Annotated in this window: 1 protein-coding gene (only partly in view); it reads right to left on the minus strand. The window is 75.3% G+C overall.

All coding sequences use genetic code 11. The annotated features are described in order from the left end of the window. Window positions 1–15,795: the 3' portion of a non-ribosomal peptide synthase/polyketide synthase gene (locus tag J4557_RS41300; protein WP_208272286.1), read on the minus strand. 12,507 nt of this gene lie beyond the right edge of the window; only the last 15,795 of its 28,302 coding nucleotides appear in the window; its start codon lies off the right edge, out of view; its stop codon occupies window positions 1–3.

The raw sequence follows: 15,795 nt of genomic DNA on the forward strand, positions 1-15,795 counted from the left end.
TCAGAACTCGAATTCCTCGAACTCGCCCGCGTCCTCCCCGCCCTCGGCGGGCGTTCCGGAGACGGCCGGGGCGAGCTCGGCGATGGTCGGCCGGTCGAACAGCACCGCCAACGGCAGCTCGACCTCGAACGCCTCGCGGACCCGGCTGGCGACCTGGGTGGCCAGCAGCGAGTGCCCGCCGAGTTCGAAGAAGTCGTCGGACGTCCCGACCGCGTCCACGCCGAGCACCTCGGCCCAGATCGCGGCCAACCGCCGTTCGGTCGCGGTCCGCGGCTCAGTGAACGAGTCCTCCAGGCCGGGCCGGGCGCCGTCCGGCGCGGGCAGCGCCGCCCGGTCGAGCTTGCCGTTCGGGGTGAGCGGCACGGCCTTCAGCTCCATGAACACCGACGGGATCATGTGGTCGGGCAGCCGGTCGCGCAGGAACTCGCGCGCCTGGCCCGCCGACGGGACGTGCTCGGCGGGCCCGGCGGGCCGCAGGTACGCCACCAGCCGCCCGTCCGCGGCCTCGCCCTCGGCGACCACCACGGCGCCGCCCACGGCGGGATGCGTCTCGAGGACGTGCTCGATCTCGCCGGGTTCGACCCGGAACCCCCGCACCTTCACCTGGTCGTCGGCGCGGCCCAGGAACTCGAGTTGCCCGTCGGCGCGGCGCCGCACCCGGTCGCCCGTCCGGTAGAGCCGGGAGCCGTCGGCTGCGAACGGGTCGGCGACGAACCCCGCGGCGGTCAGGTCCGGGCGGCCTCCGTAGCCGCGCGTCACCCCGGTGCCGCCGATGAACAGCTCGCCGGGGACCCCGCACGGGACCGGTCGCAGGTGCGGGTCGAGGACGTGCAGGCGGACGGTGGGCAGCGGCCTTCCGATCGGCGCGGGCCCGTCCTGTGCGTCTGCGAGCCCGTCCTCCCGGTCCGCGAGCCCGGCCGGCTCGCCGCAGGTGGAGTCGATGGTGGCCTCGGTGACCCCGTACGCGGTCAGGATCCGCACCGCCGGGCCGAGCACGCGCGCCGCCTCCCGGGCGGCCGCGATGCGCCAGACGTCGGTGGTGACCACCAGCAGCCGGAGATCGGGCAGCGCGGCGCCGGCGTCCCTCAGATGGGCGACCAGCTCGTCGGCGTAGCGCGGGCCGCACTCCAGGGCGTTGATCCGCTCCCCCGCGAGCACGGCCGCCCAGCCGGGCGCCGACAGCTGCAGGCCCACTTCGCCGATGACCAGCGTCCCGCCCGAGCACAGCGCCCGGATCAGGTCGCCGGTGAAGACGTCGAAGCTGAAGCTGGTCAGCGTCAGCCAGCGGTGCCCGTCCTCCGGCCCGAACTGCGTCCGCGTCCAGCCCGCGTAGACACCCGCCAGCGAGCCGTGGGTCATCAGGACGCCCTTCGGCCGTCCCGTCGAACCCGACGTGTAGATGACCGCGGCGGCCTGGCCCGGCGGCACCGGGCCGGCCTTCGGCAGGGTCGGCGGCCGCGTCGCGAGCGCCGCCGCGACCTCCGCGTCGTCCAGCCAGACGGCCGCGGCCTCGGGACGCAGCGGCGCGGCGGCCCGGTGCCCGACGAGCAGCGAGGCGCCGCTGTCGGCCAGCATGAACTCCAGCCGGTCCACCGGGTACCCGGGGTCGAGCGGCAGGTACGCTCCCCCGGCCTTCCAGACGGCCAGCACCGCCACCACCGTGTCGACCCCGCGTTCCATGCACAGGCCGACCACGGTCTCGGCGCTCACCCCGCTGTCCCGCAGCTGGTGCGCGAGCCGGTTCGACCGCGCCTCCAGCTCCGCGTAGGTCAGCGATTCCCCGCCGCACACCACGGCCGTGGCGTCCGGGCGTGCCGCCGCCCGGCGGGACACCAGCTCGTGGACGCCGCCCACCGGGACCGCCGCGGCCGGGTCGGCCGGGATCGCGAGCTCCGCCCGTTCGTCCGCCGTCAGCATCGGCAGCTCCGACAGGTGCCGCCCGGGGTCGGCCGCCACCGCCTCCAGCAACGTGACCAGATGCCCGACGAGCCGCCGCGCCGTCGGCTCGTCGAACAGGTCGGCGCTGTACTCGACGCCGCCCGCCAGGCCGCGGCCGGCGATCTCGGTGACGCCGAGGGTCAGGTCGAACAGCGTGGTGACCACCGAGATGTCGCCGCCGCCCGAGGCCGCCAGGCCGCCGAACGCGCCCGTCTCGTCCTGCGCGCCGGCCGTCTCGTAATTGAAGAGCACCTGGAAGAGGGGGGTTCGCGAGCGGTCCCGATCGGTGACCAGGGCGTCGACGAGCTGCTCGAACGGCACATCCTGGTTGGCGTACGCGGCCAGGGCGTGACCGCGCACCTGGGCCAGCAGATCGGTGAACACCGGGTCGCCCGACAGATCGGTCCGCAACACCAGTGTGTTGACGAAGAACCCGATCAGATCCTCCACTTCGGCACGGTTGCGGCCCGCGATCGGCGTGCCCACCGCGACATCCCGCTGACCGCTGTAGCGCCCCAGCAGCACCGCGAACGCCGCGAACACCGTCATGAACATCGTCGTCCCGGACGCCCGGCTCACCCCGCGCAGCGCCTCCGCCAGCTCCTCGGGCAGCTCGAACTCCACCAGACCGCCCGCGGAGGAACGCGTCACGGGCCGCGGCCGGTCGGTCGGCAGGTCCAGCGCCGGGACGCCCGCGAGCCGGTCCCGCCAGTAGGCGAGCTGGCCCTCCAGCACGTCCCCGGTCAGCCAGTCGCGTTGCCAGACCGCGAAGTCGGCGAACTGCACCGGCAGCGGCTCCAGGGCCGCTTCCCCGCCGCCCGCCAGCGCCTCGTACGCGGCCGAGAGATCGCGCAGCAGGATCCGCGCCGACCACTCGTCCATCACCACGTGGTGGACGCAGAGACCCAGCACATGTTCGGCCGGACCGGTCCGCACCAGGGTCGCGCGCATCAGCGGCCCGCGGGCCAGATCGAACGGCCGTGAGGCGGCGCGCGCCAGCGACTCCCGCGCGGTCTCCGCCGGATCGGTGCTCGCCGAGGCGTCCACGACCGTCGGCTCGATCTCGGAGGACGGGTCGATCACCTGGTACGGCACGCCGTCGGGGCCCGCCACCAGGCGCGTCCGGAGCGCCTCGTGCCGGTCGGCGACGGCCCGCAGCGCGCCCCGCAGCGCGGCCGGGTCGAGGTCGCCGGTCAGCCGCAGCGACATCGGCACGTTGTACTCGATCGAGCCGGGTTCGAGCTGCGCCAGGAACCACAGCCGCTGCTGCCCGAACGACAGCGGCAGGCGCCGCGTGCGGTCGGCGGCGGTGACCGGCGGCGCGATGGCGGTCCTCGGCCGCGTCGCGATCGTCGCGGCCAGCCCCGCGACCGTCGGCCGGTCGAACAGCGCGGCCAGCGGGACCTCGATGCCGAGGACCGAGCGCACCCAGGAGATCACCCGGGTGGCCAGCAGCGAGTGCCCGCCCAGCTCGAAGAAGTCGTCGGTGGCGCCGACCCGGTCGATGCCCAGCACCTCGGCCCAGATCCCGGCGAGCAGTTCCTCGGTCGCCGTGCGGGGCTCCACGAAGGCGCCGTCCAGCTCCGGGCGGGCGCCGTCCGGAGCGGGCAGGGCGGCCCGGTCGACCTTGCCGTTGGGCGTGGACGGGACGGCGCCGATCTCGACGAAGACCGCCGGGATCATGTGCTCGGGCAGGCGGGCCCGCAGATGCGCGCGGAGCTCGGACGCGGCCGGGACCGCGTCCGCCGGGCTCACCGGGACCAGGTAGGCGACCAGCCGCCGGTCCGCGCCCGCGCCGTCCGGCACCACCACGGCCGTCCTGACCGCCGGATGGTCGGCGAGAACGTGCTCGATCTCACCCGGCTCGATCCGGAAGCCGCGCAGCTTCACCTGGTCGTCGAGGCGGCCGAGGAACTCCAGGGCTCCGTCCGCCCGCCACCGCACGCGGTCGCCGGTCCGGTAGAGGCGGGAGCCGTCGGCGCGGAACGGGTCGGCGACGAAGCGTCCGGCGGTCAGGGCGGGCCGCCCGAGGTAGCCGCGCGAGACTCCGTGGCCGGAGATGTGGAGCTCCCCCGGCACGCCCGCGGGCACCGGGTTCAGGGCGGCGTCGAGCACGTACAGCCGTACGCCGGGCAGCGGCCGGCCGATCGGCACCGGGCCGTCCTGGACGGGGACGGGTCCGTCGAGCCCGTCCGGTTCGCCGTAGGTGGAGTCGATGGTGGTCTCGGTGGCGCCGTACGCGGTCAGCACCCGGACGCCGGAGCCGAGGACACCGCGGGCGCGCGCGGCGGCGGCCGTGCGCCACACGTCGGTGGTGACGACGAGCAGCCGCAGCTCCTCCAGCATCGTTCCGGTGCGGTCGAGGTGGTCGATCAGATCGTCGGCGAACCGCGGCGCGCACTCCAGCGCGTTGACGCGGTGGACGGCGAGCGCCTCGGCCCAGTCGGCGGCCGACAGCTGCAGCCCGACCCGGCCGAGCACCAGCGTGCCGCCCGCGCACAATGCGCGCACGACGTCGCCGGTGAACACGTCGAAGCCGACGCTGGTCAGCGACATCCAGCGCAAGGGGGCCGGCTCGGGCAGCCCGTGCTCGGCGGGGAAGTGCGTCGCCGCCCAGGCATGGAAGACACCCGTCAGCGACCCGTGAGTGACCAGCGTGCCCTTCGGGCGTCCGGTCGAGCCCGAGGTGTAGATGACCGCGGCGGCCTGGCCGGGCGGCGTCACGCCACCGGGCGGCGAGGGCGGGGCGGCCGCGATGCGGCGCGCCGTCTCGGGATCGTCCAGCCACACCTCCGGACGGCCATCGGGGAGCCCGGCCGCCAAGGCGCGGTGGCCGACGAGCACCGACGCCCCGCTGTCGGACAGCAGGTGGGCGAGGCGTTCGGCCGGGTCGTCGGCGTCCAGGGGCAGGCACGCGCCCCCCGCCTTCCACACCGCCGCCATCGCCACGACCATGTCCACATCGCGCGGCAGCAGCAGCCCCACCACCGACTCCGGACCCACTCCCGCGGCGCGCAAGTGGTGTGCCAGCCGGTCCGACCGTTCGTGCAGCTCGGCGTGGGTCAGCGAGGCACCGTCGGGCACCACCACCGCCGGCGCCCCGGGACGCTCCGCGGCACGGGCGGCGATCAGTTCGTGCACGCCCACCGCGCCCGCCGTCGCCGGCGCCCTTCGGTCCGCGCCGAGACCCCATGACCCGACCAGCTCGCGCCGCTCGTCCTCCGCCAGCATCGCGAGCGCGGACAGCGGCCGGTCGACCGACGTGGTCATCTCCTCCAGGAGGGCGAGCAGGTGGGCGGCCAGCCGGCCCACGGTGGCCGCGTCGAACAGGTCGGTGGCGTACTCGATGCCGCCGAAGAGCCCCTCGTCCTCAACGACGTTGAGCGTCAGGTCGAACGGCGTCGTCCGCCGCCGGATCCCCGTCTCCACCGCACGCATCCCGCCCGGACCGGCCGTTCCGCCGCCCCCTCTGCGCGTGTAGGTGAACATGACCTGGAAGAGCGGCGTACGGGACCGGTCGCGGTCCACGGCGAGCTCGTCCACGAGCCGCTCGAACGGCAGGTCCTGGTGCGCATAGGCCGCGAGGGCGCCGGCGCGCACCCGGCCGAGGAGCGCGCGGAAGCCGGGGTCGCCCGACAGGTCGGTGCGCAGGACCAGCGTGTTGACGAAGAACCCGATCAGCCCCTCGGTCTCGGCCCGGTCGCGGCCCGCGGTCGGGGTGCCCATCGCGATGTCGTCCTGGCCGCTGTAGCGGGCGAGCAGGACGGCGAAGGCGGCCTGCAACGCCATGAACATGGTCACGCCGTTCTCGCGCGCCACCTCGCGCAGCCGCGCGGTGAGGGCCGGGGGGACCTCGAACTCGACGAGGGCGCCCCGGCCGGAGCGCACGGGCGGCCGCGGCCGGTCGGTCGGCAGGTCCAGCACCGGGACCCCGGCGAGCCGGTCCTGCCAGTACGCCAGCTGCCCCCGCAGCGCGTCACCGCTCAGCCACTCGCGTTGCCACACCGCGAAGTCCGCGTACTGGACGGGCAGCGGCTCCAGCGGGAAGGGCATGCGGTCGCGCAGCGCCTCGTACAGGCTCAGCAACTCGCGGCGCAGCACCTCGATCGACCATTCGTCCGAGACGACGTGGTGCATCATGAGGCCGAGCAGGTGCTCGCCCGGTCCGAGCCGGTAGAGCACGGCGCGCAGGAGCGGCCCGGCCGCCAGGTCGAACGGCTCCAGCGCGTCCGCCGCGACGCGCTCGCGTGCGGCGCCGTCCGGGTCGTCCGCGCCGGTCAGGTCGACGATCGGCAGCCGGACGCCGGACGGCGGGTCGATCACCTGGCGGGGCTCCTCGTCGGTCCCCGCCACGAGGCGGGTACGCAACACCTCATGGCGCTCCACGAGCACGTCCAGCGCGGCGCCGAGCGCCCGCACGTCGAGCTCGCCCGACAGCCGCAGGGAGAACGGAAGGTTGTACTCGGACGAGTCCGGCTCGAGACGCGACAGGAACCACAGCCGCCGCTGGGCGAACGACAGCGGCAGCGGGCGCGAACGATCGGCCGGGACGATCGGCGGCGCGGCGGTGCCCGGAGTGGCCGACTCGACCACCGCGGCCAGGCCGGCGACGGTCGGGCGGTCGAAGAGCGCCGCCACCGCGAGCTCGACGCCGAACGCCGTGCGGACCCTGGTGACGACCTGGGTGGCGAGCAGCGAGTGCCCGCCCAGCTCGAAGAAGTCGTCGGTGACACCGACCCTGTCGAGGCCGAGCAGCCCCGCCCAGATACCGGCCAGCAGGTCCTCGGTGGCGGTCCGCGGCGCCACGTACTCGCCGGCCGTCCCGGCGCGGGCCCCGCCGGGCGCCGGGAGCGCCGCCCGGTCGATCTTGCCGTTGGGGGTGAGCGGGATCTCCGACAGCTCGGTGTAGACGGCCGGGATCATGTAGGCGGGCAGCTCCCGGGCGAGCAGATCGCGCAGTTCGGCGGAGGGCGGGACGCCCGCCGCCGCGTCGGCCGCGACCAGGTGGGCCACCAGGCGCCGGTCGCCCCCTTCCCCGTCGGCGACGACCACGGCCGCGCCGATCCGGGGATGCGCGGCCAGCAGGGTCTCGATCTCGCCGGGCTCGATCCGGAACCCGCGGACCTTCACCTGCTGGTCGGCCCGGCCCAGGAACTCCAGTCCCCTGTCGCGCCTCCGGCGGACCCTGTCGCCGGTCCGGTAGAGCCGGGAGCCGTCGGCGGCGAACGGATCGGCGACGAACCGCTCGCCGGTGAGGTCCGGTCGGCCGCGGTAGCCGCGCGCGACCCCGGTGCCGCCGATGAACAGCTCGCCCGGCACGCCCGCCGGGACGGGCCGCAGTTGCTCGTCCAGCACGTGCACCGTGGTGTTGGCGATCGGGTCGCCGAGGCCGACCCCGCCGCCCGGAGTCAGCCGCCGGCAGGTCGACCAGATCGTGGTCTCGGTCGGCCCGTACATGTTCCAGACCTCCTCGGCCCGCTCCAGCACCTGCTCGGCGAGCCGTTCGGGCAGTGCCTCGCCGCCGCACAGCGCGCGCAGCCCGGCCGATCCCGTCCAGCCGCCCGCGACGAGGAGCTGCCAGGTGGCCGGGGTGGCCTGCAGCACGCTCACCGAACGGCGGTCGATCTCGGCCGCCAGCCCGGCTGCCGAACGCGCCGTCTCCCGGTCGGCGATCACCAGCCGGGCGCCCTGGAGCAGCGGCAGCCACAGCTCCAGCCCGGCGATGTCGAACCCGAGCGTGGTGACGGCGAGGACGACGTCGTCGCCCGTGAGACCCGGGCGGTCCGCCATCGCGGCCAGGAAGCCCGCGAGGTTGCGGTGCGTCACCAAGACGCCCTTGGGCCGCCCGGTCGAGCCCGAGGTGTAGATGACGTACGCGGTCTGCGCGGGGTGCGGCCGCACACCGACCGCGGTCACGGGCCCGCTCTCGATCGCCGCGGCCGTCTCGGGATCGTCCAGCCACAGGGTCGGCACGGTCTCGACGAGGCCGGCGGGAACGGCCGTGCGATGGCCGATGAGCAGCGAGGCCCCGCTGTCGGCGAGCATGTAGGCGAGCCGGTCCGCCGGATGGTCGGGGTCCAGGGGCAGGTAGGCGCCGCCCGCCTTCCACACCGCCAGGGCCGCCACGACCATCTGGGCGCCGCGCGCGACGCACAGGCCGACGACCGTCTCGGCGCCGACTCCGGCGGCACGCAGGAGGTGCGCCAACCGTTCCGCGCGGGCGTCGAACTCGGCGTAGGTGAGCTCCGCGGAGCCGCAGACCACTGCCGTGGCGCCCGGCCGGGCGGCGCACCGCTCCGTGATCAGTTCGGGGACGGAACGCGCCGGGACGGCCGCCGCGGTGTCGTTCCAGGCCGCCTGCTCAGCGAGTTCGGCCGCGGTGAGCAGCGGCAGCTCCGACAACCGGCGGCCGGGGCCGGCGGCCACCGCAGCCAGCAACGTGCCGAAATGACCGACGAGGCGCTCGATCGTGGCGGCGTCGAAGAGGTCGGTGCTGTACTCGATCGCCCCCGCGAGGCCGCCGTCGCCCGGCTCGTCCAGCAGCACCGACAGGTCGTACTTGACCGGCAGCGACCCGCCGCGCGCGAGGGTCTCCGCGCCGCCGAGCGCGTCGCCCCGGGCCTCGCCGGGCTCCTCGCCGCCGCGCTGCGCGGGCCCGAGGTAGTTGAAGAGGACCTGGAAGAGCGGGGTGCGCGACCGGTCCCGGTCGGTGACCAGGGCATCGACGAGCCGCTCGAACGGAAGGTCCTGGTTGGCGTACGCGGCGAGGGCGTGGCCGCGCACCTGGGCCAGCAGGTCGGTGAAGACCGGGTCGCCCGACAGGTCGGTCCGCAGGACGAGCGTGTTGACGAAGAACCCGATCAGGTCCTCCAGCTCGGCGCGGTTGCGGCCCGCGATCGGCGTGCCCACCGTGATGTCGTCCTGACCACCGTAGCGGCCGAGCAGCACCGCGAACGCCGCGAATACGGTCATGAACATCGTCGCGCCGGCCTCGTTCCCCACCGCCCGCAGGCCCGCCACGACGTTCGCGGGCACCGCGAACTCGACGAGCGCGCCCTGGCCCGACCGCACGGGCGGGCGCGGCCGGTCGGCCGGCAGGTCCAGCACCGGCGCACCGGCGAGCCGGTCACGCCAGTACTCCAGCTGGCCCTCCAGCGCGTCCCCGCTCAGCCACTCCCGCTGCCAGACCGCGTAATCGGCGTACTGCACCGGCAGCGGCTCAAGGGGAGACGGGCGGCCGGCGCGCAGCGCGTCGTAGGCGGCCGACAGCTCGCGCAGCAGGATCCGCGCCGACCACTCGTCCGCGGCGACGTGATGCAGGCAGAGGCACAGCACGTGCTCCCCGGCGCCCAGCCGCAGCAGCCTGGCCCGCAGCGGCGGCGCGGCCGCCAGGTCGAAGGGCGTCACCGCGTTCCCGGCCGCCAGGGCACGCGCCGCGGCCGCGGGATCGGGCTCGCCGGTCAGGTCGGTGACCGGCAGATCCACCGCCGGTCGCGGGTCGATCACCTGGTGGGCGACGCCCTCGGCGTCCGCGACCAGCCGGGTCCGCAGCACTTCGTGGCGCGCCGCGACCGCCTCCAGCGCACCGCGGAGGGCGGCGGCGTCGAGGTCTCCGGTCAGGCGGAGCGCGAGGGGAAGGTTGTACTCGGCCGACTCCGGCTCCAGCTGGGTCAGGAACCACAGCCGCTGCTGGGCGAACGACAGCGGCGGCCGTGCCGGCCGCGCCGCCGCCGTGACGGGCGGGGTGGACGGGCGTCCACCGACAGCGGCGACCGCCTCGGCCAGCCCCGCGACCGTCGGCCGGTCGAAGAGGTCGGCCGGCGGCACCTCGACGCCGAGGACCGAACGCACCCGGGAGACGACCCGGGTGGCCAGCAGCGAATGCCCGCCGAGCTCGAAGAAGCCGTCGGTGACGCCGACCCTGTCGACGCCCAGCACCTCGGCCCAGATCCCGGCCAGGAGTTCCTCGACCGGAGTGCGCGGCGCGACGTGCGTCCCGGACGACGCGACGCGCGCGGCCGAGTCCGGATCGGGCAGCGCGGCCCGGTCGGTCTTGCCGTTCGGGGTCAGCGGAACGGCGTCGATCGTCAGGAAGAGGGCCGGGACCATGTGGCCGGGGAGGCTCGCCGCCACATGGTCGCGGAGCTCGCCCGCGGTGGGCACGCCCTGCCCCGGGGCGGCGGGCACCAGATAGGCCACGAGCCGCCGGTCGGCCTCCGCGCCGTGCGCGGCCACCACCGCCGCGGCCACCGCGGGATGCGTCCGAAGCGCGGCCTCGATCTCGCCCGGCTCGATCCGGACCCCGCGCACCTTCACCTGATCGTCGGCCCGGCCGAGGAACTCCAGGGTGCCGCCGGCCGCCCACCGCGCCCGGTCGCCGGTCCGGTAGAGGCGGACGCCGTCGCCGCCGAACGGGTCGGGCACGAACCGTTCGGCGGTCAGGTCGGGCCGTCCCGCGTACCCGCGGGTGACTCCCGCGCCGCCGATGAACAGCTCGCCCGGCACGCCCACCGGCAGCGGCCGCAGCTCCGCGTCCAGTACGTACACTCGGGTGTTGCCGATCGGCCCGCCCAGATCGACGCCGCCGCCCGCCGCGATCGGGCGCCCCGTCGACCAGATCGTGGTCTCGGTCGGGCCGTAGAGGTTCCACAGTCCCCCGGTGCGTTCGATCAACGCCTCGGCCAGCGGGACGGGAAGGGCCTCGCCGCCGCACAGGGCCCGCAGTCCGGGCGCGCCCTGCCAGCCCTCGTCGACCAGCATCCGCCAGGTGGCGGGGGTCGCCTGCATGACCGTGGCGCCGCACCGCCGGATCGCGGCGGCCAGCAGTGCCGGGGACCGGACCGTGTCCCGGTCGGCGATCACCAGCCGGGCGCCCGCGACCAGCGGCAGGAACAGCTCCAGACCGGCGATGTCGAACCCGAACGTGGTCACCGCCAGCAGCACGTCGTCCGGGGCCAAGCCGGGCTCCTCCTGCATCGACAGCAGGAAGTTGACCATCTGGTCGTGGGCGACGGCGACGCCCTTGGGACGTCCGGTCGACCCCGACGTGTAGATCACGTACGCCAGGCGGCCGGACGGCCCCGGGGCGGCCGGCCGCGTCGCGGGCCGCGCCGCGAGGGCCGGGTCGTCCAGGTCCAGCGTCTCCCCGACGACCACGGAGACGTCCGCGTCCGCGGTCATGTAGGCGAGCCGTTCGGCGGGGAAGCCGGGGTCGAGCGGCAGGTAGGCGGCCCCGGCCTTCCAGATGCCGAGCGCGGCCACGACCAGGCCGGTACCGCGTTCCAGCCGGATGCCGACGACCGATTCGGGTCCGACCCCGCTCGCCCGCAGGTGATGGGCGAGCCGGTTCGACCGTTCGTCCAGTTCGCGGTAGGTGAGGCGGTCGTCGCCGCACTCCACGGCGATCGCGTCGGGGGCGGCGGCCGCGCGTGCGGCGATCAGCTCGTCGACGCCGCCCGCCGCGGGCAGGTCCCTGCCGGTGGCGTTCCAGTCCTCGACGACCTGGCGCAGCTCGTCGTCGGACGGCGCCCCGGCGTCCGCGACCGCGATGGCCGGGTCTGCGGCGACGCGGCCGAGGATCCCCGTGAGGTGCCCGACGAGCCGCTCGATCGCGGCCCGGTCGAAGCGGGACCGGTCGTACGAGGCGCCGACGATCAGCTCGTCGCCGTCGGGGGCCGCGATGATGGTGAGCGGATAGTTGTCCTGCTCCCGTTCGAGGCCGGTGGAGACGCGGAGATCGTCGCCCGCCGCGCTCCCGGGCCCTCCCTCCTCGGTCGGCGGACCGGCCGAGGGATAGTTCTCGAACAGCAGGAGGCTGTGGAACAGCGGAGCGACACCGGACCAGCCCTGGACGCGCACGAGCGGGGCGTGCTCGTGCCTGCGCGCCCGGATCTGCTCGGCCTGGAGTTCGGCGAGCCATTCCAGCATCGGCCGGTTCCGATCGATCCGGGTGCGCAGCGGCGTGGTGTTGATGAACGTGCCGACCATCGACTCCACGCCCGTGAGGTCCTCGGGCCTGCCCGAGGTCGTGACGCCGAAGACCACGTCGTTCTCGCCGCTGTAGCGCGACAGCAACAGCGCCCATGCCCCCTGCACGAGGGTGTTGAGCGTCAGCCGGCGCTCGCGCGCCAGGGCCGCGAGGGCGGCGGCGGTCTCGGCGGGCAGCCGCGTGCGGTGGACCGCGCGGCCGCGGTCGCCGGTGGCCCGGTCGACGGCGGGCGGCGTCGCGCCCGCCAGCCCGGCGAGCCGGTCGCGCCAGTACCGCTCGGCCTCGACCGGGTCCTGCCCGCCGAGCCAGGCGACGAAGTCGCGGAACGGGCGGACCGGCGCGTGCGCGGGCTCGCCGCCCGTCGCGTACGCCCGGTAGGCGTCGAGCAGCTCGTCATGAACGATCGGCGCGCTCCAGCCGTCGAGCAGCAGGTGGTGGTAGGTCCACACGACCTGGCTCTCGTGCGGTCCGAGGCGCAGCACCGATACCCGCATCAGCGACGGGCCCGCGAGGTCGACGCCGCGGGTGCGGTCGGAGGCGGCCCAGGCCTCCACCGCCGCGGCTCGGTCGCCGGCCCCGCGCAGGTCGTGGACCTCCAGCACCAGGTCCGCCTCGTCCGGGACCACGAAGAGGGGCTCGGGAACGCCCTCGTGGACGACGCGGCCCCGCAGCACGGCGTGGCGGGACATCACATACCGCCAGGCCCGGGCCAGCGCGGTCTCGTCCGGTTCATCGCCGAACACCAGCCCGCGCTGGACCAGGTAGACCCCCGAGCCGGGGGCGAGCAGCGTGTGGAACAGCATGCCCTGCTGCATGGCCGTGAGCGGGTAGAGGTCGCCGACGGGCGACCCGATCCGGTCGAGCAGTCGGTCGAGGGAGCGCTGCCCGAGCCCGGCGAGCGGGAAGTCCGACGGCGTGGCGCCGCGCACCCCGGGCAGGGAGCAGTGCTCGATCAACCGGGTCAGCACCTCCGAGTAGCGGCCGGCGAGCCGGTCGACGGTGGCCCGGTCGTGGACGTTCGGGGAGAACGTCCACGACAGCTCCAGGCGGCCGTCGATGACCAGGCAGTTGACCTCGATGAGGTGGGTCCGCTCGCCCGCCTCCGACCGCTCGGGGCCCAGCGTCCAGGGCAGCAGCCGGAATCCGCCGTCGTCGGGCGCCCCCGCGTCCACGCGGCCGAGGTAGTTGAAGCTCACGCCGGCCGGTGGATGGTCGGGCAGCGCGCGGGCCAGATGGCGGAGCACGCCGTAGCCGATGCCGCCGCGCGGGGCCCCGCGCAGCTGTTCCTTCACGCCCTTGATCAGCGCGGCGGGGTCGGCGGCCGAGCCGTGCGGGGCGACCGGGTGGATGGAGGTGAACCAGCCGATCGTGCGGGACACGTCGATCGCCGGGCCGAGGTCCTCCCGCCCGTGCGACTCCAGGTCGACCAGCAGCGGGCCACCGGCCCACTCGCCGAGCACCGCGCCGAGCGCCGCCAGCAGCACGTCGTTGATCCGGGTGCGGTAGGCGGCGGGCACGCGTTCGAGCAGCCGCGTCGTCAGGTCGGCGTCCAGCCTGGTGTCGAGGGTCTCGGCCGAGGCCAGGTCGTTCTCGCCGTCCGGGTGATCGCGGGGCACCTCGCGCGCGTTCTCGGTCACCGCCCGCCAGTAGGCGGCCTCGGCCGCGAGGCCCTCGTCGGCGGCGAGGTCGTGCAGGGCCCGCGCCCAGCGCGAGTAGGACGTGGTCTTCGCGGGCAGCTCGATGCGTTCACCGCGGGCGGCCTGAGCGCAGGCGATGCGGAGGTCGTCCAGGAGGATGCGCCAGGAGACGCCGTCGAAGGACACGTGGTGCACGACCACCAGCAGGAGCGTGCCGCGTCCGCCGTCCTCCAGCGGTGCGGCCTCGAACAGCACGCACCGCAGCAGCGGCCCCTCGGTGAGACTCAGGCTCCGCTGGACGCGCGCGCCGCGCTCCCGCATCCGGGCCTCGGCCGCCTCGGCGTCCAGCCCGCCGAGGTCGACGATCTCCAGCACGTCCTCGTCGTCCGGCGACCCGATCACGGCGGTCGCGTCGGGGGTGAGCCGGAGCCGCAACGCGTCGTGGTGCCCGATCAGCGCGGTGAGCGCGCGGCGCAGCGGCCCGGCGTCGAGCGGCCCGGCCGCCTGGAGGACGACGGACTGGTTGTAGTGGTCGCGTTCGACGCGCCGGTTCTCCAGGAACCAGTGCAGGATCGGGGTGAGCGGCACCGGGCCGGTCACCGGCCCCTGCTCGGCCTCGGCCGTCGCCTCGAACCTGGCCACGGCGGCCAGCCCCTCGACGGTCTGCCGTTCGAACGCCTCGGCGGGCGTGACGTGCAGGCCGCGCGCCCGGGCCCGCGCGACCATCTGGATGACCAGGATCGAGTCGCCGCCGGCCTCGAAGAAGTTGTCGGCCGTGCCGACCCGGTCGCGGCGCAGCACCTCCGCCCACACCTCGGCGAGGATGTGCTCCGCCCGGGTGCGCGGCGCGGTGAACGCGGCCGCGGCGGACCTGGTGAGGGAGCCGGGGTCGGGCAGCGCCGCCCGGTCGAGCTTGCCGCTCGCGGTCAGCGGCAGCTCCGACAGCTCGACGAACACCGCCGGGATCATGTGGTCGGGCAGTGTCGCGCGGAGCCGCTCGCGCAACTCCGCCGTGCCGGGGATCCCGGCGGCGGGGTCGGCGGGGACCAGGTAGGCGACCAGGCGGGCTCCGGTGCCCGCGTCGTCGGCCGCGACGACCACGGCGGCCCTGACATCCGGGCGCGCGGCCAGCGCCGCCTCGACCTCGCCGGGTTCGATGCGGAAGCCGCGGATCTTGACCTGGGAGTCGGCGCGGCCCAGGAACTCCAGGGTCCCGTCCGCGCGCCGGCGGGCCCGGTCTCCGGTCCGGTAGAGCCGCGAGCCGTCGCCCGTGAACGGATCGGGCACGAACCGCTCCGCCGTCAGGTCCGGACGCCCCGCATAGCCCCGGGCCACCCCGGCGCCCCCGATGTACAGCTCGCCGGGCACCCCGGCCGGGCTCAGGTCCATGACCGCGTCCAGGACGTACACCCGCAGGTCCGGGATGCCGACGCCGATGACGCCGGGCCCGCCCGCGGCGGCGGTGGCCGCGTCGAGCGGCGCGTAGGTGACGTGCACGGTCGTCTCGGTGATCCCGTACATGTTGACCAGGACCGGGGCCCCGTCCGGATGTCGCGCGTACCAGGGCGCCAGCCGGGCCGGGTCGAGCGCCTCGCCACCGAAGATGACATACCGCAGGGCCAGGTCGCGGCCGCCGTCCCCGTCCGCGTCGCCGGCGTCCTCGCCGTCCGCCGCCGTCAGCGCGGCGAAGGCCGTGGGCGTCTGGTTGAGCACCGTGACCCGCTCGGCGGCCAGCAGCCGCAGGAAGTCGGCGGGCGACCTGGACACCTCGAACGGCACCACGACCAGCCGGCCGCCGTACGCCAGCGCGCCCCACATCTCCCACACCGAGAAGTCGAAGGCGAACGAGTGGAACAGCGTCCACACGTCCGAGGGGCCGAACCCGAACCACGGCTCGGTCGACCGCAGCAGGCGCAGCAGGTTGGCGTGGGGGACGACGACGCCCTTGGGCCGCCCGGTGGAGCCGGAGGTGTAGATCACGTAGGCGGCCTGGCCGGGGCGGATCTCCGGCACGGGCAGGGGCTCCAACGCCTCCTCGGGCCCTGGCTCGTCCAGCCAGACCGTGGCGATTCCGGCGTCGAGCGTGGTCACGGCCCGATGGGCGACCAGCACGGCGGCGCCGCTGTCGGCCAGCATGAACACCAGCCGTTCGGCCGGGTACTCCGGATCGAGCGGCAGGTACGCGCCGCCCGCCTTCCACACCGCCAGCGGGGCGACGGCCAGGTCCAGCCC

The sequence above is a fragment of the Actinomadura nitritigenes genome, from assembly GCF_017573545.1.
Classification (GTDB): Bacteria; Actinomycetota; Actinomycetes; order Streptosporangiales; family Streptosporangiaceae; genus Spirillospora; species Spirillospora nitritigenes.